The organism is Rhodococcus sp. IEGM 1354 (assembly GCF_030056855.1).
In the GTDB taxonomy this organism is placed as follows: Bacteria; Actinomycetota; Actinomycetes; order Mycobacteriales; family Mycobacteriaceae; genus Rhodococcoides.
In genome coordinates, this window is the sequence record NZ_JASHKT010000005.1 from 429,091 (window position 1) to 448,896 (window position 19,806).

At 65.1% G+C, this 19,806-nt stretch carries 19 protein-coding genes; 12 read left to right on the forward strand and 7 right to left on the reverse strand.

Annotated elements, in window-relative coordinates:
• Positions 1–108: 108 nt before the first annotated feature.
• On the forward strand, positions 109–663 hold the full coding sequence (locus tag QM588_RS14150; protein WP_283314100.1) for a GtrA family protein: 555 nt from the start codon (positions 109–111) through the stop codon (positions 661–663).
• 8 nt (positions 664–671) lie between these two features.
• On the opposite strand, the gene QM588_RS14155 is transcribed toward QM588_RS14150, so the two are convergent.
• The 4 genes from QM588_RS14155 to QM588_RS14170 are packed head-to-tail and all read right to left on the reverse strand — an operon-like array spanning position 672 to position 4,203.
• Complete coding sequence (locus QM588_RS14155; protein ID WP_283314101.1) at positions 672–1,991, reverse strand: sensor histidine kinase; 1,320 nt, start codon at positions 1,989–1,991, stop codon at positions 672–674.
• 6 nt (positions 1,992–1,997) lie between these two features.
• Positions 1,998–2,678, reverse strand: coding sequence for a response regulator transcription factor (locus QM588_RS14160; protein ID WP_027496484.1), 681 nt, complete (start codon positions 2,676–2,678; stop codon positions 1,998–2,000).
• Positions 2,679–2,717: 39 nt separating this feature from the next.
• On the reverse strand, positions 2,718–3,317 hold the full coding sequence (locus tag QM588_RS14165; protein WP_283314102.1) for a PH domain-containing protein: 600 nt from the start codon (positions 3,315–3,317) through the stop codon (positions 2,718–2,720).
• A gap of 49 nt (positions 3,318–3,366) precedes the next feature.
• Positions 3,367–4,203 (reverse strand): biotin--[acetyl-CoA-carboxylase] ligase, encoded by an 837-nt coding sequence (locus QM588_RS14170; protein WP_283314103.1) that lies wholly within the window; start codon positions 4,201–4,203, stop codon positions 3,367–3,369.
• A gap of 95 nt (positions 4,204–4,298) precedes the next feature.
• Here QM588_RS14170 and QM588_RS14175 point away from each other — a divergent pair, with 95 nt between their 5' ends.
• Genes QM588_RS14175 through QM588_RS14185 form a run of 3 tightly spaced genes read left to right on the forward strand, consistent with a single transcriptional unit; the run spans position 4,299 to position 6,918 of the window.
• On the forward strand, positions 4,299–5,939 hold the full coding sequence (locus QM588_RS14175; protein ID WP_032390042.1) for an acyl-CoA carboxylase subunit beta: 1,641 nt from the start codon (positions 4,299–4,301) through the stop codon (positions 5,937–5,939).
• On the forward strand, positions 5,936–6,238 hold the full coding sequence (locus tag QM588_RS14180) for an acyl-CoA carboxylase epsilon subunit (RefSeq protein WP_283314104.1): 303 nt from the start codon (positions 5,936–5,938) through the stop codon (positions 6,236–6,238). The genes QM588_RS14175 and QM588_RS14180 overlap by 4 nt, the downstream gene beginning before the upstream one ends.
• 11 nt (positions 6,239–6,249) lie before the next feature.
• The gene (locus QM588_RS14185; protein ID WP_283314106.1) at positions 6,250–6,918 is read left to right on the forward strand and encodes a Maf family protein; all 669 of its coding nucleotides are present in this window, start codon (positions 6,250–6,252) and stop codon (positions 6,916–6,918) included.
• A 15-nt stretch (positions 6,919–6,933) separates the two neighbouring features.
• Here the strand turns inward: QM588_RS14185 and QM588_RS14190 are convergent, their stop codons facing one another.
• Positions 6,934–7,377 carry a flavodoxin domain-containing protein gene (locus QM588_RS14190; RefSeq protein WP_027496480.1) on the reverse strand — a complete coding sequence of 148 codons (444 nt, stop codon included), beginning with the start codon at positions 7,375–7,377 and terminating at the stop codon, positions 6,934–6,936.
• Positions 7,378–7,492: 115 nt separating this feature from the next.
• Positions 7,493–8,866: a hypothetical protein gene (locus tag QM588_RS14195; protein WP_283314108.1), complete on the reverse strand. Its 1,374-nt coding sequence runs from the start codon at positions 8,864–8,866 to the stop codon at positions 7,493–7,495.
• A gap of 143 nt (positions 8,867–9,009) precedes the next feature.
• On the opposite strand from QM588_RS14195, the gene QM588_RS14200 reads away from it, so the two are divergent.
• Positions 9,010–10,287 carry a glycosyltransferase gene (locus QM588_RS14200; RefSeq protein WP_283314110.1) on the forward strand — a complete coding sequence of 426 codons (1,278 nt, stop codon included), beginning with the start codon at positions 9,010–9,012 and terminating at the stop codon, positions 10,285–10,287.
• Between the two features lie 5 nt (positions 10,288–10,292).
• Here QM588_RS14200 and QM588_RS14205 read toward each other — a convergent pair whose 3' ends face one another.
• Positions 10,293–11,639: a hypothetical protein gene (locus QM588_RS14205; RefSeq protein ID WP_283314111.1), complete on the reverse strand. Its 1,347-nt coding sequence runs from the start codon at positions 11,637–11,639 to the stop codon at positions 10,293–10,295.
• Positions 11,640–12,191: 552 nt separating this feature from the next.
• On the opposite strand from QM588_RS14205, the gene QM588_RS14210 reads away from it, so the two are divergent.
• The 7 genes from QM588_RS14210 to QM588_RS25820 form a co-directional block, all read left to right on the forward strand.
• Entirely contained in the window at positions 12,192–13,640 is a 1,449-nt protein-coding gene (locus QM588_RS14210; RefSeq protein WP_283314113.1) for a condensation domain-containing protein, read from the forward strand.
• A 109-nt stretch (positions 13,641–13,749) separates the two neighbouring features.
• Positions 13,750–15,204: a condensation domain-containing protein gene (locus tag QM588_RS14215; RefSeq protein WP_283314114.1), complete on the forward strand. Its 1,455-nt coding sequence runs from the start codon at positions 13,750–13,752 to the stop codon at positions 15,202–15,204.
• Positions 15,182–16,555 (forward strand): condensation domain-containing protein, encoded by a 1,374-nt coding sequence (locus tag QM588_RS14220; protein ID WP_283314116.1) that lies wholly within the window; start codon positions 15,182–15,184, stop codon positions 16,553–16,555. The genes QM588_RS14215 and QM588_RS14220 overlap by 23 nt, the downstream gene beginning before the upstream one ends.
• Before the next feature lie 157 nt (positions 16,556–16,712).
• On the forward strand, positions 16,713–17,582 hold the full coding sequence (locus tag QM588_RS14225; protein ID WP_442972926.1) for a sulfurtransferase: 870 nt from the start codon (positions 16,713–16,715) through the stop codon (positions 17,580–17,582).
• The gene (locus QM588_RS14230) at positions 17,579–17,992 is read left to right on the forward strand and encodes a SufE family protein (protein ID WP_283314118.1); all 414 of its coding nucleotides are present in this window, start codon (positions 17,579–17,581) and stop codon (positions 17,990–17,992) included. The genes QM588_RS14225 and QM588_RS14230 overlap by 4 nt, the downstream gene beginning before the upstream one ends.
• Positions 17,993–18,126: 134 nt before the next feature.
• Positions 18,127–19,596 (forward strand): condensation domain-containing protein, encoded by a 1,470-nt coding sequence (locus QM588_RS14235; protein ID WP_283314120.1) that lies wholly within the window; start codon positions 18,127–18,129, stop codon positions 19,594–19,596.
• Positions 19,597–19,723: 127 nt separating this feature from the next.
• A partial coding sequence (locus QM588_RS25820) for a biotin carboxylase N-terminal domain-containing protein (RefSeq protein ID WP_442972927.1) occupies positions 19,724–19,806 on the forward strand: 83 nt, incomplete at its 3' end.

The following is a 19,806-nucleotide window of genomic DNA, read 5'->3' on the forward strand; positions in this document are numbered from 1 at the left end:
GTCGTTGTCGCGAAGATCGTGGAAACACTGTCGTCAAGACTGTGGAAACGCTGATGAACAGAGCGTCGGTTCGCCGGATCGGGCGTTCGTTTCGTAGACTTCACCGTTGTGCCGACGATCGACAGCGTGCTTCAGCGCTTACCCAAGCCCATCAGGGACCTTGCGATTCGGCACAGCGAGTTGATCAAGTTCGCCATCGTGGGCGGTACGACGATGGTGTTCGACCTCGTCATCTTCTACTCGCTGAGCCTGACGGTGCTCGAGCAGAAGCCGGTGATCGCGAAGATCATCTCCGGCGTGCTCGCCACTGTGCTCAGCTATTTCCTCAACCGTGAGTGGGCCTTCAAGCACCGCGGCGGGCGCGAACGCCACCACGAAGCGCTTCTCTTCTTCGCCATCAGCGGCATCGGAGTGCTCATCGCCGCCGGTCCGCTGTGGATCGCGAACAACATCTTCGACATCCGCGACACCAACGAGTCGCTGACGATGGTGGTCGTCATCGACTTCGTGCTGAACTACATCATCGGCAACCTGCTGCAGATGGCGTTCCGCTTCTGGGCGCTGCGTCGCTTCGCTTTTCCCGAGGACAACGCGCGCACCATCCTGGAAGTGGACGCCGAGCGCAACGGGGATCCGACCGACGCATCGAACGCGCTCGACTGACCCAGCGGTCAGCGTGGTTCGCGCCGCGAGAGCGCGGGCGACGGTTCACGCCAGGCGGGCAGGAACACCGAGAACAGTGCCGGCCGTCTGCGCTGTAGTTCCAACCGTCCGCCGTCGGCCTCGATCAGGGCCCGGGCCAGCGCGAGACCGACTCCGGTCGAACCGGCTCCGGAGAATCCGCGGTCGAAGATGTGGGGTGCCAGTTCGTTGCTCACCCCTGGACCCTCGTCGGACACCTCGACACAGACCAGTTTCTCTCGCCGCCGGTCGGTGCCCTCGGCGGCGGATACGGCGCGCACTGCAACTGTGCAGGCACCGTCGCCGTGCACCAGAGAGTTGTCGACCAATACCGACACCGCCTCGCGCAGACGCGATCCGGTTACCGACGCCTTGAGGTCGGCGTCGCCCTTGAGCACCAGACTTCGACCCGCATCGTCGAAATTTCGCTGCCATTCGACCACCGTGCCGGTGAGTTCCTCGATGACCGATACCTCGTGCGCATCGGCGGCACCGTCGCTACGGGAGGAGCGGACGAGTTCGTCGATGGCCAGGGTCAACCGATCGACCTGATCCATTGCCTCGTTCGCCTCGTCGACCACCGCGGGGTCCGGATGGGTGGAGATCTCGTCCAAACGCAGTCGAACGGCGGTCAGGCGGCTACGGAGTTGATGCGACACATCGGCGACCAACGTGTGTTCGCGCTGCAGCCTCCCGGCGATCTCGACGGTGGCGGAATCGAGAACCTCGGACACCCGGTCCAGCTCGGCAATGCCGTGCCGACGGGGATCCGGCCGAAAGTCGCCTTCGGCCAGTCTGGCGGCCCGCCGCGCGACGTCCTGCAATGGATCGGCCAGTCGCTTGGCCGTCAGCACGGCCACCACGGTTCCGGCCAAGGCGGACGCCAACACCACCAGAGTCACGGCCCCGAGGGCCTGCCGCTGCAGTGAACGCATGTCGTCGGACGGTACTTCGAGTCGCAGTGATCCCGAGGTCCCCATCGACAACGACTCGACGAGGGGCCGAGGGACGGATGCCTGACCGATGTCGGCGCGGGACGCGGCATCCTCGGGCGTCGGATAGATGACGACCAGGCGGCCACCCTGCGGAATCGCCAGACGCAGCGAACCGATGTCGAGTTGGCCCTCGATCAGGCCGGCCGACCCCTCTTGCGAGATGATCTCCGCGGCCATTCGATCGAGGCGCGCTTGCAGATCGTTTCGAGTGAAGTCCTCGACCCACAGCCAGGCCGTATACATCAGCGGCAGCCCGAGCAGCAGTGCCGTCATGATGACGACAGCAAGGATCGAGACCAGAATTCGTCGCCGCATCGACGGCTAGTCGCTGTTGATGCGGAATCCGACACCGCGAACGGTCGCGATGCGACGCTCCGCCACCGGTCCTTCGTCGCCGATCTTGCGCCGTAGCCAGGACATGTGCATGTCGAGTGTCTTGGATCCACGCAGCTCCGCGTCGCCCCACACCTCGCGCAGGATCACCTCCCGCGAGACCACCTGACCGGCGTGATCGAGAAGCACCTTGAGCAACTCGTATTCCTTGTTGGCCAACGAGATCTCGGTACCTCCGACGAGCACCCGTCGGGCGGCCGGTTCGAGGCGAATCGCACCGACCTCGATGGGAACGTCCTCCCCGGCACCACGTCGACGCAGTAGCGCTCGAACCCGTGCCATCAGCTCGGCGAGCCGGAACGGCTTGCCCACATAGTCGTCGGCACCGGCGTCGAGGCCGACCACGAAGTCGACCTCGTCCGTACGCGCGGTGAGCATCAACACGGCCACCTCGGACCGGTTGGCGCGGACCTGACGACACACTTCGAGGCCGTCCATTCCGGGCAGCCCCAGGTCCAGGATCAGCAAGTCGAATTTGCCGTCGAGAGCACGCTGCAGCGTGGCGGGCCCGGTCTGTTCGACGGTCACGGTGTAGCCCTCGCGCCCGAGGGCACGGGAGAGGGGGGCGGCGATAGCTTCGTCGTCTTCGGCAAGCAGAACATCGGTCACATCGGCAACCCTACGGTTCGAATGTGAGAACAGCCTGTGTTACCTGCGTTTACCCGCGCGCCAACCGGGCTTGGACTCGGCCGGTGCATCGTCGGCCATCGGCTCGAATGCTCGGTCCCGATCGTGAACGGACTCGCGACGAAAGTCCATGGAGTCGAATACTTGCTGGTAGAGCAACGAATGGACGCGTTGCACCTGGGGGATGTCGTCGAACTCGAGTGGGTCGTCCGACGCCGACGCGATGATCAGGGTGCCGGTGCCGAGCATCCTGTCCAGCAGCCCGTGTCGAAATTGCACGTTGCTGATGCGGCTCATGTGGATGTCGATACCGGAATGCGTGAGCACTCCCTGCCGAACGAGGACCCGACGATCGGTGACGATGAAGTGCGTGCACTTCCAGCTCACGAGCGGGACCAGGCATCGCCACCCGACGATTACTGCCCACACCACCAGCGCGGCGATCGTGGCCACATCGGCAGCCGTGGATTCGAGTCGGGCGCCTGCGACACCGAGGGCGACCCCGGCGAGGCCCGTGGCGAGCACGAACGTGATCGACGGCAGGATCAACATCTTCCAGTGTGGGTGACGATGAAGCAGTAGCTCTTCCTCGTCGGCCAACGCATCCTGTGGGTAACCCACGTCCACTCCCCTGACTATTCGCGCCGGATCTGCCCGGGTGAAGATGGTCTCACGAGACAGGTCGGAGATGAGTGACGTCGCCGGCGGCCACCGCGAGCACCGACGGCGATGCGGAGCCTGCACGTTCGACCTCGATCACGATCCGGCCGTGTTCGTCCACATCGACAGCGGTTCCCACTTCGTGCTCGCCACCGGGCAGGTCGACCCGCACCCGCTGTCCGATGGTGCCGCACCGATCTCTGTATCGGTGCGCCAACGCCTCGGTGTCCCAGTGCGCATCCCGCCACGAGTCGACTTCGCCGGCCACCCCGCGCAGAATCGCACGCACCAGGGTGTCTCGATCGAGCACCGCGGCCTGTTCGAGCGCGAGTGACGTCGCCGTGGGCACCGGCAGCTCGGCCTCGGTCATCGAGACGTTCACTCCCAGGCCGATGACCACTGTCGGACTCGGCCCATGGGCGGCCACTTCGGCCAGAATGCCCGAGACCTTCCTCCCGCCGATCAGAACATCGTTCGGCCACTTCAACCGCGCATCGACCTCGGCGACGGTACGCAGCGCATCGACCAGAGCCACGCCGGTCATCAGCGGCAGCCAACCGAGCACCGCTGGGTCGATCCCCGGGAACTTCAGCAGCATCGATAGCAATATCTGCGACCTCGGAGCACCGGAGAACGGACGCGAATGCCTGCCCCGCCCACTCCCCTGATGTTCGGCGATCAAGGCCGTCCGGTCCGCCCGGTCCGCGGCCGCAGCGACGAGGTCGGCATTGGTCGAACCGGTCTCGGTCACCACGTCCACCCGAGACCACGAGGCCTGCGGTCCGTCCACCAAGGCTCGACGGAGTGCACGGACGTCGAGCGGTGGGCGATCCAGGTTGGTCCACATGACCACCAGCATATGGGTTCGACGAGAACCGACGTCGGCTCGTGAACCACCCTCGGTCGGGGCGCAGATCACACTCGCAGTTAAAGTGTTGCCCCATGACCAGCGTCCAGGATTCCACTGCACCCGGGTCGGCAGATGCACCCGATATCCATACCACTGCGGGTAAATTGGCCGATCTTCGTAAACGTCTCGGGGCTGCGGAGATGCCGTCGGGTGAGGCGGCGGTGGAGCGGGTGCACGCGAAGGGCAAGTTGACCGCGCGCGAGCGCATCACCGCCCTGCTCGACGAGGGTTCGTTCGTCGAGCTCGATGCGTTGGCGCGGCACCGATCACAGAATTTCGGGCTCGGTGACAATCGCCCCTTCGGTGACGGTGTCGTCACCGGCTACGGCACCGTCGACGGCCGTGATGTGTGCGTGTTCTCCCAGGACGCGACCGTCTTCGGTGGCTCGCTCGGGGAGATCTACGGCGAGAAGATCGTCAAGGTGATGGATCTGGCGATCAAGACCGGGCGGCCGTTGGTGGGCATCAACGAAGGTGCCGGGGCCCGCATCCAGGAAGGTGTGGTCTCGCTCGGGTTGTACGGGGAGATCTTTCACCGCAACGTCCGCGCATCGGGGGTGATCCCGCAGATCTCGGTGATCATGGGACCCGCCGCGGGCGGGCACGTCTATTCGCCGGCGTTGACCGATTTCGTGGTCATGGTCGACGGCACCAGCCAGATGTTCGTCACCGGCCCCGATGTGATCAAGACCGTCACCGGGGAGAACGTGACGATGGAAGAGCTCGGTGGCGCACACACCCACATGGAGAAGTCCGGGGTCGCCCATTACGTCGCGTCCGGGGAGCAGGACGCCCTCGACTACGTCCGAGACCTCCTGTCGTATCTGCCGAGCAACAATCGGGCCGATGCGCCACGGACGGTGGCGTCGGATCCGATCGTTGGATCCATCGAGGATTCGTTGACGGCGGAGGATCTCGAGCTCGATACGTTGATTCCGGATTCGCCGAACACTCCGTACGACATGCACGAGGTGATCCGTCGGATCCTCGACGACGACGAGTTCCTGGAAGTGCAGGAGGGGCGGGCCCGCAACATCATCGTCGGGTTCGGGCGGATCGACGGTCGGTCGGTGGGGATCGTGGCCAATCAGCCCACCCAGTTCGCGGGCACACTCGATATCGATGCCTCGGAGAAAGCGGCGCGGTTCGTGCGGACCTGTGATTGTTTCAACGTTCCGATCATCACGTTGGTCGATGTGCCGGGGTTCCTGCCCGGGACGGGGCAGGAATACAACGGCATCATTCGGCGTGGGGCGAAGTTGTTGTATGCCTACGGGGAGGCGACGGTCGGGAAGATCACCGTCATCACCCGTAAAGCGTATGGCGGGGCGTACGACGTGATGGGGTCCAAGCACATGGGTGCGGATGTGAATTTGGCGTGGCCGACGGCGCAGATCGCGGTGATGGGGGCCTCGGGTGCGGTCGGGTTCGTCTACCGCAAGCAGTTGCTCGAGGCGGCGAAGAACGGTGAGGACGTCGATGCGTTGCGGCTGACGTTGCAGCAGCAGTACGAGGACACTCTGGTCAACCCGTACGTCGCTGCCGAACGCGGGTATCTCGATGCGGTCATCCCACCCAGTCACACCCGCGGCCAGATCGTGACCGCGTTGCGACTGCTCGAACGCAAACAAGTGACCCTGCCCCCCAAGAAACACGGAAACATCCCACTATGAACGAAGCGAATCACGACGCAGTGAACGAAACAAGCAGCGAAGCGAGCCCTGACGTCGTGAACGACGGTCTGGCCGATGCCGATTCAGGCATGTCCGCGGCGATTCGGGTCGTCAAGGGCAACCCGGACGACGAGGACGTGGCGGCTCTGGTGGCGGTGTTGACTGCGGCGCAGAACGATTCGGCATCGAGCGCGGATTCTCGGCCCCGGGAATTGTGGGGTGCACCGTCGTCGATGCATCGCGGCTTCGCGGCGCAGTCGGCGTATTCGTACGCCGCGTCGGGCCGATACTCGCGGTGACGGTGCCGCCCGTGACGACCCGGGCCGATTCGGTACGACTCGTTCTGGCGTCGGCGTCACCTGCTCGCCTCGGGGTTCTTCGTAGTGCCGGCGTGGAGCCGATCGTCCGGGTGTCGGGAGTGGACGAGGACGCGGTGACGGCCGAGCTGGGGCCGTCCGCGTCCGCCGCCACCGTGGTCACCGAACTTGCGCGGGCCAAGGCCGCCGCAGTCGCCGAGACGTTCTCGGATTCAGAGGCGGATCTGGTGATCGTCGGGTGTGATTCGATGCTGTCGATTGCCGGTGAGCTGCACGGTAAGCCGCACACCGTCGAGGTGGCCCGTGAGCGTTGGCGGACCATGGCCGGGTCGACCGGGGCGCTGCTGACCGGTCATGCCGTTCTGCGAGTGACCGCCGGAGTCGTGGTGGCGCAGGCTGCAGCACACAGCTCGACGACGATTCGTTTCGCAACCCCGTCTGCAGTCGATCTGGACGCGTATCTGGCGTCCGGCGAACCGCTGCAGGTAGCGGGAGCATTCACGCTCGACGGGCTCGGCGGTTGGTTCGTCGACAGCATCGAGGGTGATCCCTCGTCGGTGATCGGCATCGGCCTGCCGCTGGTACGTACTCTTCTCGAGCGGGTGGGTACGTCGCTTGCCGCCCTCTGGGACGGCTCGCCGGACGACCCGATCGGGATCTGACCGGCGAGACCTGCCTCAGGGCAACAGATCGATCAGCTCGCGAGCCCAGTCCTCAGCCATGGCCTTGGGCTTGATGTTCGACGAGCTGTCGTGCCGAGCGTGGGTGCCGACCTGCTTCGCACCGAGCTCGGTGAGCTTTTCGGCGATGATCTCGCCGCCGCGGTTGAAGGTGTCCTCGTATACCTTGTCGCCCAGACCGAAGACTGCGAACTGCAGCCCTGCGAGGTCGGGGGCATCTTCGACGAGTGCCTCGTAGAACGGCTCCGCCCCGGTAGGAAGCTCTCCGTCGCCGTAGGTGGAGCAGATGACGACGTGGAAGTCGTCCGTGTCGATGTCGGAGACCTCGTACTCGAGCATGTCTCGCACCTCGGCATCGTGATCGCCGAGCACGTCCGCGATCTTGTCGGCGACCTCCTCGGCCGTACCGGTCTCGGACCCGAACAACACGACCACTGCCATGGATCGCTCCCCTTTCTCACATGCGCTCGAACACTCGAACAGTCGCAAAAGCATAGCCGTACCGGGGATCCCGCCGAAAATCCGCGTATGCCCGATGTTGTGATTTGTCTCGAGGTCACCAGAATTCGGCGGTCAGGCCCCAGTTCGTGTACTCGGCCTCGACCAGCCCACGCAGGTGCTCTTTGCTGGGAAACGCATCCGGGTCGAGGCCGGTGACGCACAGCGTCGCGCGGTCACCCGAATCGTTCCACCAGGCACTGACCCCGCCGGCGGTGCGACGGAGCAACGCCACATCGGTGTTCTGAGTGATGGACCGCATTGCCACTGCCGCGGCGTCGACGCCTCCGATGGTGCGCAGTCGCGCGCCGCGATCGCCGAGGTTCGAGCACAGACACAGCGGTGCCGAGCCCGACGCTGCCAGCTTGGCGACGACGACGTCGGGCAACACCTGCATCAGTGGTTTGAGCAGCTCGAACACTGACGTCACCGTACTGTCGGCCTGGTCGGTGAACGCCTGCTTGCTCGATGCGCGGATGGCCGTCAGATCGTCGCGGTAGCCCTGTCCCCCGTCGACGTGAATGGACACCCCGGACGTCGCGTTGGCGCGACTGTCTCCGGGTGTTCGGGTGCTGACAGGAAGGGCCACCCGTACCCGGTCGTGTGGACCGACGCGTCCACTCGCGGTGAGAATGCCGAGCACGACCGCGACAAGGAGACTGTTCGAGCTCCCGCCTCTGCTCGCTGCGGCCGCGGCCCAGTCCCCCGATGCGCAGTCGACGACCACCGTGCTCGGCACCCACTTGCCTTCTCGCGCCGCGGTGACGGACCGGGTACGGCTGGGCGTCGGCTCGGCTGCCGTGGAGCCCGCTACCACCTCGGCGGACGAGGTCCGCAAACGCACCGCGTCCACTGCCGTACGTCCGAGCGCTCGCGCCACCCCGGACACTGCCGCACCGATCTGTCCGACGCCGTCCGCGATGTCGGCACGTACCGACGACCGCGGGGGAACGTGGTCGAGCCCGCCGCGAACGAAGTCGTCCGGGGTCGCCCGACCGGCGAGAGCTGCTGCCGCCGCAGAGGTCAGGGCACCGCCGTCACCGACCACGTGCGATCCCACGAGCGAGACCACCATGCCGCCGCCGTCGACCGAGGTAGCCGACAAGCGCCACGCAGGTCCGTGAATGGGGTCCAGCGTCACCGCTGCCTCGTTCTCGATCCACTGATCGATGCCGTCCCGGGCGATCGCGTGTCCGATGACGACCGGGTCGGCGGGCGTGCGGGCCGTGATCCAGCCGTCCCGGGCACCGGGCACCGCCGAGCGTCGTACGGAGCGATCCAACGGGCCGGTAGCAAGCAACTGCCACATGGATTCGAGTGCGTCGAGCGAGACGGCCGAATCGAACCGCCACACGATCTGATTGACCACGGGCACTCCGAGTACGCACTCCATGCGCAGGAACAGGTCGTCGTCGTACGTCAATCTCTCCACCACGAGAGACTATCCCTGCCCGCCCACGTGGGTGGAACGGCCGCAAATGTGTTTCCCGCCATATGTTTTGCGTATCGGCTCGGTTCGAATGGTGCTGATAGGTTGGGGCTCTTCCCCACGCCGATACGTCTGCGAGTGCGCCTGTGAAGTTCGTGATGCCGTTCAACGGAAGCCGAGGCGACGTGACCCCCGGTGTCGCTCTCGGGCTCGAACTCGCCGATCGCGGGCACGACGTGCTGTTCGGCGCCCCACCCAATCTCACCGATGTCGTGACGGCTGCCACGGCTTCCTCGGAACGGATCGCGGTCCAGCCGTTCGGGCCCGACACGCAGCAGCTGTTGGAGTCCGATCTGGTCAGAGTGCGTATCAAGTCTCGAAACCCGCGGACCCGCTTTGCTGCGCTCTCCGAGCTGGCTCATCACGGCTGGGACGACATGACGTCCGAGCTGAATCGAATGGCGGCGGGGTGCGATGGAATCGTCACCGGCTCGCTCGGTCAGGAGATGGCTCTGAACGTGGCCGAAGCGCACGGCACAGCGTTTGTGTCCCTGCACTACTGCCCCCTGAGGCGCAACGATGCAGTGTCGATCACACCGGGCGTGAACCTACCTGCCGTCGTCAACCGGTCGATGTGGGCGGCCCTGGAAGCACTGCGCTGGAAGTCGATGAAGACGCGCGACAACGCGCAGAGGGCGTCACTGGGTTTGCCCCCGACCACGGAGTCGACGCCTGTCAGGTCGGCCCGCTACGGCGGCGTCGAGATCCAGGCCTACGAATCGGCGCTGTTTCCCGGGCTTGCTCGACAGTGGGGCCCGCTACGCCCGTTCGTCGGCTTCATCGGCCTGGTCGACGGAGCCACCGAGACGGATCCCGCGTTGCGCCGATGGCTCGACGCCGGAACTGCGCCAGTGTATTTCGGCTTCGGCAGCATGCCGGTGCCCGAACCGGCTGCACTGATGCGCATGATCGACAACGTCACCGATCGATTGGGCGTTCGTGCCCTGGTCTGCGCGGGCTGGAGCGATCTGTTGGACTCCGACTCAGCCGACCGTCGATCGAACCCGAACGTCGTCGTCGTGAGATCGGTCGATCACGCCACGGTCTTTCCGCGTTGCGTGGCCGCGGTTCATCACGGCGGCGCAGGGACGACTGCCGCCTCGGCGCGAGCCGGACTGCCGACCCTGGTGTGCTGGTTCAGTGCCGACCAACCGTTCTGGGGATCGGCGCTGCGGCGCGTAGGAGCCGGGTCGAGCACGAAGTTCTCGACGTTGACCGAATCCGTTCTACTGCAAGGCATTTCCGATCTCATGACCGAAGACGCCCGGCTGGCCGCGCGAGAGCTTGCCGATACGATGACGCCTGCTCGAACGGCGACGGCCGCTGCCGCCGACATCACCGAAGCAGCAGCGCGAGACCGCTGACCCGCTCACCAGAAGCGCGCCGAGAGCCCCCATCTCCGAAGCGCCTCGGTCAAGTGTTCACGCAGTACGTGCTCGTCCGGGCATCGGTCGGGGTCCATGGCATGGACGGTCACGGTCACACTGGTGTGGGTCTCGCTCGACCATGCGGTCAGACCGCCGTCGAGTGAACGAGCGAAGTCGGCGTCGGCTCCGGCGAACGTCGCTCGACCGGACACCGCCCGGGCAGCGATCCCCGCCACCGTCGTGAAGTCGTCGGGAAGAGAACCGAGGTTCGACGCCAGCCCTTCGGCACCGTCGCGCGGCTGCGGCACTCGTGCGACCACCGCGTCGGGCAGCATTTGAACGAGTGCCTGGGACAGACCGGCCGGAGCGGCACCGGCGGCCTGAGCAGCGGCGAAAGCCGTGAACGCCGACTTGCTCGTAGCGCGGATCGTACGGAGGTCCAGATCGGTCGGTTCGGCGATAGGCACGTCGATCTTGACGATCTTGGTGGCGTTGGACCGTGTGTCGGATGCCTCGCCGCGATCACTGACGGGCAAGGACCACTGCACCGTGTCTCCCACCGAGGCACGGCCGGCAAGTCCGGATGCAGCAGTCAGGACCGCCACGAACAGCGAATTGGATGTTCCTCCCCAGCGCTCCGCGGTCGACCGCCACGCATCGGCGTCCACCTCGGCAACCACGTGCGGGGATGTCCAGTTCGCCGCAGCCGCGCGCTCGGGAGCTGCCCGGTGTGGTTTCGGCTTCGACTGGGTGGCACCGGCAGGCTCGGAGCGACCGGGCAGAGGCAGAGCCTGCACGGCCGCGTTCACCAGCCACCCACCCGCGGACCGAATCTGCTCGACGGCGTCACCGATGTCGGAAGCGAGGGCCGCGAGACCGCCCGAGGTGGAGGTGACACGGGACGGACGGCAGTCGGCGTTCGCCGCACGGAATGCAGCGATCAAGGCACCGCCGTCGGCGACCATGTGTGACGCGACCAACGACACCACCATGCCGCCGTCGCTCAGTCTCGCCGCCGCGAGTTGCCAACCCAATCCGGTCTCGGGGTCGATATCGGGATGGATCCGGCCGTCCGCCCATTGCCGCACCATCGACGGGTCCATGAATTCCGGATGAAAATCCAGTGAATGAGAGGCAGCCGACGGCACCCACCGATCTCGGGCCGTCGGAATTGCCGATGCCACCACCCTGCGCGCAAGCAAACCGTCGGACAGGTTGTCACGCAGCCTTTCCAGGTGTTCTCGCTGCACGACGTCGTCGAACCACCAGAGGAACTGGTTGTAGACGGGAAATCCGATGCCGTGGTGCATTCGCAAGAAAAGGTGATCGGCAAATCCAATTCGAGTCACGCGCCGAACCTACTACATCGAATGAAACGGGAAGGTGGTGCTGTTTCTCGTCGGTCGATTCATTCAATGTTTGCAATAGGTGCCATTCCACCGAGCCAACGCGCGAATGTGACTCCGGTCTCGGGGTGCCGGTACGGCCCGAGGCCTGGGTTCCGAGCCGGCCACCCGGATCGATTGTCTCGCACTATCGGCCCCTGAACTGGGGTTACATTGGATTCACACCGCAGATGTGTGCGAGAATCGATTGTGCGACCGGCGATCCACCCGTCGGTCAACCCCCTCGACAGTGACAAGAATTACTTTTACGCGTCGCGAAATAGTTTCGCTTTCGCCCTATTGTGAGTGCCGTACTCGCTTCGACCGGACAGCGACTGTTCACAGTCCGTCGAATAGTTGTTCTTTCAATGTCGAAAGCATTCCGAGTGCATCCGATAAAAGCGAGCCGGACCGACGACTTCCGCCGTTACATCCACAACTCGACCGTAATCGAATGCCGATAGATACCACTACTGCCGAATACCGCTGGCCGAGCCCGGAACGGAAGAGGACACCATGGAATACACCGAACTCGCCGACTATCCACTTCCCGCCGGACGCTTGACCGAGTGGGTTCCCCGCGTCGACGACGACCAGTGGGCTCTCGATCCCCGCGGACTGTCGTTCACGCACGAGGACCATTGCGAGCGCAGCGCGCCGGGCTCCTGGATCGGCACGGTATTCGAGATCCATCGCCGCTACGACGTCGAGGCCGTACGCCGCACCATCGCCGCGTACATGGGCCGGCACGAGGCGTTCCGAACCAAGGTTCGGCGCGAAGAGCAGTCCGGTTCGTGGCAGCGATTCACCGCACCGGTCGACGCCGTGCAGGTGACCGATCGCCCACACGCGGAGTCGCGGTCGGAAACTCAGGTGTTCGGCCATCTGCAGTCGTGGTTCGGCGACACTGTGTCTCCGACGGCATGGCCGCATTTCGTTCTCGCCACCATCGAACCCGACGACGCGTCCCGCGCTCTCGCCGGTGGGCCCGAGGAATCGTTCCTACTCGCCTTCGCGGCCGATCACTCGGTCATGGATGCATACAGCCAGATCTACGCGATCAACGAGATCGACCGGCTGTACGCGCATGCCCTCGACGGCGTCGACCCGGAATTGCCCGAGGTGGGTAGTTACGTCGACTTCAGCCAGTCCGAACGGGAACTCGGCGACACCCTGACGGCGGACCACAGCGCCGTCCGAACGTGGCAGGACTTCCTCGCGGCCGACGACGGCCGCTTTCCTGCTTTTCCGCTTCCGCTGGCGGGCGACCGGCCACGCGCCGACACCTGCCCTGCGCCCCAGAGCAGCATCTCGTCGTGGCTACTGACCTCAGAACAGTCGGACGGCTTCAATGCGGCGTGCCGCGCCGCCGGATACAACATGCAGGCCGGAATCCTCGCTGCGCTCGCGTTGACCAACGCTCGCCTGTCCGGCATTCGCTCACTGCGCACGGTGATGCCGATGCACACCCGTGACGAGCACAAGTGGGCCGCGTCGGTGGGGTGGTACGTCGGCATTCTTCCGATGGAGATTGAGCTCGACAACGCCTGCACCTTCGTCGAGGCACTGGAGGCCGCGGCCACCGCGGGCGCAGCGAACAAGGGCCTGGCTCGTATGCCGTACTCGAAGATCGCAAAGATCCTCGGCTCCACCGAGATTCCCCGGTTCGTGGTCTCCTACATCGACCTCAGGTTCCTGCCCGACGCCGCTCAGTGGCAGGGGCGCAAGGGGCGGGCGCTCAGGAGCAACTGCCATGCCGACGACGAGGTCTACTTCTGGGTCAATCGCACACTCGAAGGTCTCAACATCTCGGCCCGCTTCCCCAGTTCGGATGTCGCGTCGACCAACGTCCATCGGTTCATCACCGAGTTCGTCGCCGTTCTGACGGCGGTCATCGACTCCGACGGCGTTAGCGATACGGTGCTCGCGGCGGCCCCACCGTCGGTCGTCGTCGCCGCAGAGTGAGCGTGCACGCAGAATAGGCGTGGACGCACGAGAAGTGGATGCGGAGTGGACGGAGACGGTGGCGTAGGCAGCCCGTCCACTGCGCCCCGACCGGAAGAGTGAAGCGAACATGATCATCACCGCAATGGGCAGCTGGAACCCAGCGCCCGGCCGACTGTTCGAGTGGCATCCCACCGCGGCCGCACAGGCGAGCGCAGCTGCGGCACCGATCGATTCGACTCCACCGTCGTTTCTTCAGGAAGACCACCTGAAGGCAGCGTGGGCAGCGCGCGCACGTGGTGACGTGCACACGGCGTACACCGGGGTGGCCACCGAGATCGACGGCGACATCGACACCGAGGCCATGAGCCGTGCACTGACTGCGTACGTACTGCGGCACGAGGGTCTGCGGTGCTGGTTCGAGGTGGACGGTACCGACGTGGTTCGACACCTCGGCGGCCCGGAAGTCGCTCGTTTCGAAGCCGTCGACGCAGGTGAGACGTCCGACGACGAACAGTTCCAACACTATGTGCGGCAGCGCTTCTCGACCGGAGCCACCGCCGACGCCTGGCCGGGGTTCGTCGTCGGAGTGGTATCGAGGCCGGGCAGCTTCACGTTGTACTACGGTGCCGATCACGCATTCACCGATGGTGGCTCACAGGCTCTGGTCATCAGCGAACTCGCCGATCTGTACGCGATCGAGATCGGGGCGGATGCTCCGCAACCCGCTCCGGCAGGAAGTCACCTCGAGTACGCCGCCGACGAGCGTGCCCGGGCCGCGACGTTCGGTGCCGACTCCCCCGAGATCGCCGCGTGGCGTGACATCTTCTCCAGGCACGAGGGCCGTATGCCTCGGTTCCCACTCGATCTGGGGCTTGCCCCCGGCGAACGCGCCCCGGTCCGTATCGTCGAACGCAACCTGCTGGATCGAGACCTCACCGCAGCCTTCGATGCTGCGTGCAAGGCAGCCGGTGCACGGATGAGCAGTGGCATCTTCGCCGCAGTCGGCATCACCGACTTCGAGCTTGCCGGGAACGCGGAGTACTTCGGAATCACGGTGCTCAGCACTCGCCACCACGGTGACTACGGACAATCCCAGGGTTGGTTCGTCAACTTCGCGCCGGTTGCGTTCGACGTCGCCGGTCACGAGCGCTTCTCCGACGTCGCCGGCCCGGCGCACGAAGGTTTCGAGCGGGCCAAGCAGATCGCGGAGGCACCGGTCCATGCGGTATTGGGCGCTCTCGCCGCAGACGGCACGCTCCGAAGCGAACTCACTGTGAGCCCGAACATGCTGTCGTACATCGATTTTCGCTGGTTCCCCGGCGTCGGGCGAGATGCGGACACTCGTGCCAAGCATTTCACCGGGGAGGGCGCGACCTCCAACGCGTCGATGTGGATCAACCGCGACGGTGAGCATCTGTATCTGGTGGCGCAGACCCCCGACACGGCCGTCGCTGCCGAAACGGTCGAGCGGTACCACGCACACCTGGCGTCGGTACTGGAAAAGATCGCGCGCACAGGCGATTACGTCCTGACGCCCGGTTCGGTTCAGGAGCGGGTCGGTGCGGGTCACCTCGATCACTGAGTACCATCCCGCGGCCGGTGTCGTCGTCGAATTCACCGCCGACGTCAGCGGGGATGCGCAACGGTCCCCGATTCCACCGTCGTTCAATCAACGGTTTCATCTGGGCGATCTGGGCGAGGCTCGACGAGTATGGATCGCGGGCACGTTCGATGTGCCCGGCCGCGTCGATGTCGACGCGCTCGCGTGGGCGTTCGCTCGACTGATCGACCGTCACGACACTCTGCGCAGCTCGTTCGTCCAGGCGACCGACGGTCTGGACAGGGTGCTCCGTCGCCCCGGTTCGGTCGAGATCACGGCGTCGAACCGTACCGAATTCGGTTGCCCGACCGAGCTCCGTGAGCATCTCCGCCGAATCCTCGAGTTGCGTTGCGATGCACGACGGTTCCCGTCGTACACGTGCGTCGCGATCGACCGGCCCGACGTCTCGACGGTGATCTGCGCATTCGACCACTCGAACGTCGACGCGCTGTCGATCGCGGTGACCGTGGACGAGGTTCGTGCCTTGTACGACGCGTACCGGCGCTGCCCGTCGAGTCCGAACATCGAGCTGAGTCCGGTGGGAGGATTCGTCGACTACTGCCGTATCGAAGCAACCGAACCGGCAGTGGATCGCCATGACGAGCGCATGATGCGGTGGTCGGAATTCCTTCTTCGGTGCGGTGGTACGACGCCGAGTTTTCCGTTCGACCTGGGTCTGGCGGACGGTGAGACTGCCACGCAGGCAACCCTTGTCGTGCCGATCATCGATGCCGACCGCACTGCCGAGTTCGAGCGCCTGTGTACTCGGTCGGGCGGCGGGATGTTCGCCGGGGTCGTGGCTGCGATCGGTCAGGCCTGCGCCGCCATCGGCGGACCGCGGCAGATGCCGTTCCTGTTCCCGCTGCACACCCGTCACGAGGATCGATTCCGGCGGGCACTGGGCTGGTTCACCACCAACGCCCCGATGACCGTGGACGTCGGCGACGTGCTCGTCGATACGATCACCGCGGCCCAACGGGAGTTTCGCGCTGCGCTACCGCTGAGCACCGTGCCCATCCCCCAGGTGTTGGCATCCCTCGGAGACACGTTCACCCTCTCGCGAAACGACGTGTTCATGGTGTCGTACATCGACTACACCAGAATCGAGGGCCACCGCGGACTCGAGGAATCCAACGCACACCACATCAGCAACGCGACGGTGTCCGACGACGCGCAATTCTGGGTGTCGCGAACAGCCTCGGGTCTGGCTCTGCGGGCGCGCTTTCCCGACACCGTCCTTGCGCACTCGGTCATGACTGCGTTCAGCGGCGCACTGATCGCACTGCTGAGCGAGGCGACGGACGAGGCCGCCACGACGGCCCTGACACGCTGAGACAGTACTGACGCAGAGCTCTGTGCCGGCGGCTCCCGCCACTCGGTGGCGGTACGGCATAGGATTGTCCACGGAGACCGTTCACCCCCGAGCGGGCCGCCAGCCGAATATCTTCCGTAGGAGCCGATACGTGCCTGTACCAACCGATTCCAACGCAATGTTCGCCGACTACGCGCATCCGGATCGTCTCGTATCCACCGAATGGCTGTCCGCTCATCTCGGTACGCCCGGGCTCCGCGTCGTCGAATCCGACGAAGACGTGTTGCTCTACGACGTCGGCCATATTCCCGGCGCGGTCAAGATCGACTGGCACCTCGACCTCAACGACCCGGTCACGCGCGACTACATCGACGGCGAACAATTCTCGAAACTGCTCAGCCGCAAGGGTATTTCGCGTGACGACACCATTGTCGTGTACGGCGACAAGAGCAACTGGTGGGCCGCCTACGCACTGTGGGTGTTCACCCTGTTCGGACACCAGGACGTGCGGTTGCTCGACGGCGGACGTGATGCCTGGTTGTCCGAGAACCGCGACACCACACTCGATGTCCCCGAGTTTCCGGCAACCGACTACCCCGTCGTCGAGCGAAACGATGCACCGATCCGCGCATTCGCCTCGGACGTGCTCGGAGCTCTCGGCTCCGTGCCTCTGATCGACGTACGCTCCCCCGCGGAGTACACCGGCGAACGCACCCACATGCCCGACTACCCGGAGGAAGGTGCGTTGCGCGGCGGCCACATCCCCACCGCCGTCAGCATCCCCTGGGCCAAGGCTGCAGCACCGGACGGTCGATTCCGCTCACGCGCAGAACTGGACGAGATCTACTCCGAGACCTCCGCAACCGACGAGGTCATCGCGTACTGCCGCATCGGCGAGCGGTCGAGCCATACCTGGTTCGTGCTGACGCATCTGCTCGGGTACGAGTCCGTCCGCAACTACGACGGCTCATGGACCGAGTGGGGCAATGCTGTGCGCGTTCCGATCGCCAAGGGCGAAGAGCCCGGATCGGCACCGGCCGATCGATGAGTGCCCTTCCAGAATCGTTGGCCGAGATCGTCGAGGATTTCGCGGCTGTCGAGGGTCAGGACAAACTGCAGCTTCTGCTCGAATTCAGCCGGGAACTACCCCCGTTGCCGGATCACCTGGCCCAGGACGCGATGGAGCCGGTCCCCGAATGTCAGTCGCCGCTGTTCCTGTCGGTCGACGCATCCGATCCGGCCCGGATCGAGCTGTACTTCAGCGCGCCGCCGGAGGCTCCGACGACTCGCGGGTTCGCTTCGATCCTGGCGCAGGGGCTCGACGGTCTCAGCGCGCAGGAGATCCTCGACGTTCCTGACGATTTCTACTCGGCCCTCGGGTTGAGCGATGCCGTGAGCCCTTTGCGCCTACGAGGGATGTCGGCGATGCTCGCACGTATCAAGAGACACCTGCGCTGACCACCAGGTCGGCAGCGCCCGGCCTTCGTCTTGATCGATACACGCCGCCGTCGGTAGACTTCGGGAGCGGGCATCGTTGCCCGCTGTCCGAACAATTCCCCGAATGCGTCTGACGAAGGCTGGTTGCTGCCGATATGGAGTTCACCGAGTTGGCGGACTACGCGGTTCCCGCGGGCACGCTCACCGAGTGGATTCCCAGCGTCGGCCCACACGCCCACACTCCCGAGGCCGCCGGATGGCAGCCGGATCCTCGCCCGACGTCCTACGTCCACGAGGCGCACCTGCGGACCAGCCTCAGCAGCCCCCGCCGCGGACGCGAGTCGTGGCTCGGCGCGGCGTTCGAGATTGCCGGTCCCCTCGACAAGCACGCCTTCCGGCGAGCGGTGCTGAACTGGATCGACAGACACGAAGCCATGCGGTCGAGCGCATCGATCGACGAGGCGACCGGTGAGATGACGCGGGTGACCGCCGCTCAGGGAGGCATCGACATCTGGCAGGTCGAGCAGGAACGGTGCGCGCAGTCGAGTGAGGTTTTCGAGCATCTGCAGTATTTGTTCGACGAGTTCACCTCGCCCTTGATCTGGCCCGCCTACGCGTTCGTCACTCTCGAACCTTTGGACGAGACGCGGCCGATCACCGTCTTCTTCGCAGCAGATCACTCGATCATCGACGGCTTGTCCACTGTCCTGGTTGCCCACGAGATCGCGGCCCTCTACGGCGAGGAGCTCGGCGGGGCACCGGCCGCCCTGTTCGAGGCCGGCAGCTATCTCGACTTCGGGTCCTCCGAACGCGAGCGAAACGCCGAGTTGGAGCATTCCCACGAGGCGGTCGCGATCTGGCGCGATCTGTTGATCGACGGGGACGGCCAGCTGCCCGATTTTCCGCTCGACATCGGCGATCCCAGCCCGGACGACGTACCTCAGGGCGGGCTCTCTGCTTGGGTGCTCGATCCCGATCAAGCCGATTCGTTCTCGGTCGCGTGTCGAAAGACCGGGCACAGTTTGTTCGCAGGTTTGCTGGGGGTCCTGGCCATCACCGGTGCCGAGCTGGGCGGGGGCACGCAATTTCGAACTGTCACCCCGGTACATACCCGGGACGAACCGCAATGGGCGTCGGCTCTGGGGTGGTTCGTCGGACTGTGCCCCATCTCGTTCGACATCGCCGGCGCGGAGTCGTTCGGCTCGGTCGTGGCCGCAGCATCGGCCGAGGTGAAGAAGACCAAGCCGATTGCGCGGGTTCCCCTCGATCGGGTGTTCACCACCCTCGGCTACTCGGCGAGGCCACGTTTCGTCGTCTCGTTCATGGATGTACGGTTCGCGCCGGCAGCAGAGCATTGGCCCGATTGGAACGCGCGGGCGCTGCGCAGCAAGCAGTACCAACACGACGTGTACATCTGGATCAATCGCACACCTCAGGGAATCAACATCGCGGCTCGTTATCCCAACACCGAGCTCGCAACTGCCCGGGTACACGAATACATCGGCACTTTTCGCACCCTGCTGACCGAGGTGGCCGACACCGGTACTGCCTCGTTCTCCGCCGCAACGTCCCAGCATCCCGATCCCGGGCACTCCGATACCGGGCGGATCGCTACCAGCCAGTAGTCACATCCTCTCGCCCCGGACGCGCCGCAGCGGCCTGGACCGATTGCAGCGACGACCACGTCGGTGCTTAGACTCCGACGTGACGTTCGTGACGATGCATGCAAAAAATACATCTGTAGGAGGCTCAGTGCCCAGCCATGCCAGTGCTCAGATCACCAAGGTTCTTGTTGCCAATCGTGGTGAGATCGCGGTTCGGGTGATCCGGGCGGC

Excerpts from the sequence above, each read along its gene's own strand:
- QM588_RS14155 (WP_283314101.1), bottom strand. The coding sequence starts at position 1,991 with ATGCGGCGACGAATTCTGGTCTCGATCCTTGCTGTCGTCATCATGACG.
- QM588_RS14210 (WP_283314113.1), top strand. The coding sequence starts at position 12,192 with ATGGAATACACCGAACTCGCCGACTATCCACTTCCCGCCGGACGCTTG.
- QM588_RS14225 (WP_442972926.1), top strand. The coding sequence starts at position 16,713 with ATGTTCGCCGACTACGCGCATCCGGATCGTCTCGTATCCACCGAATGG.
- QM588_RS14170 (WP_283314103.1), bottom strand. The coding sequence starts at position 4,203 with ATGTGGACCAACCTGGATCGCCCACCGCTCGACGTCCGTGCACTCCGT.
- QM588_RS14180 (WP_283314104.1), top strand. The coding sequence starts at position 5,936 with ATGAACGAAGCGAATCACGACGCAGTGAACGAAACAAGCAGCGAAGCG.
- QM588_RS14230 (WP_283314118.1), top strand. The coding sequence starts at position 17,579 with ATGAGTGCCCTTCCAGAATCGTTGGCCGAGATCGTCGAGGATTTCGCG.
- QM588_RS14235 (WP_283314120.1), top strand. The coding sequence starts at position 18,127 with ATGGAGTTCACCGAGTTGGCGGACTACGCGGTTCCCGCGGGCACGCTC.
- QM588_RS14215 (WP_283314114.1), top strand. The coding sequence starts at position 13,750 with ATGATCATCACCGCAATGGGCAGCTGGAACCCAGCGCCCGGCCGACTG.
- QM588_RS14190 (WP_027496480.1), bottom strand. The coding sequence starts at position 7,377 with ATGGCAGTGGTCGTGTTGTTCGGGTCCGAGACCGGTACGGCCGAGGAG.
- QM588_RS14175 (WP_032390042.1), top strand. The coding sequence starts at position 4,299 with ATGACCAGCGTCCAGGATTCCACTGCACCCGGGTCGGCAGATGCACCC.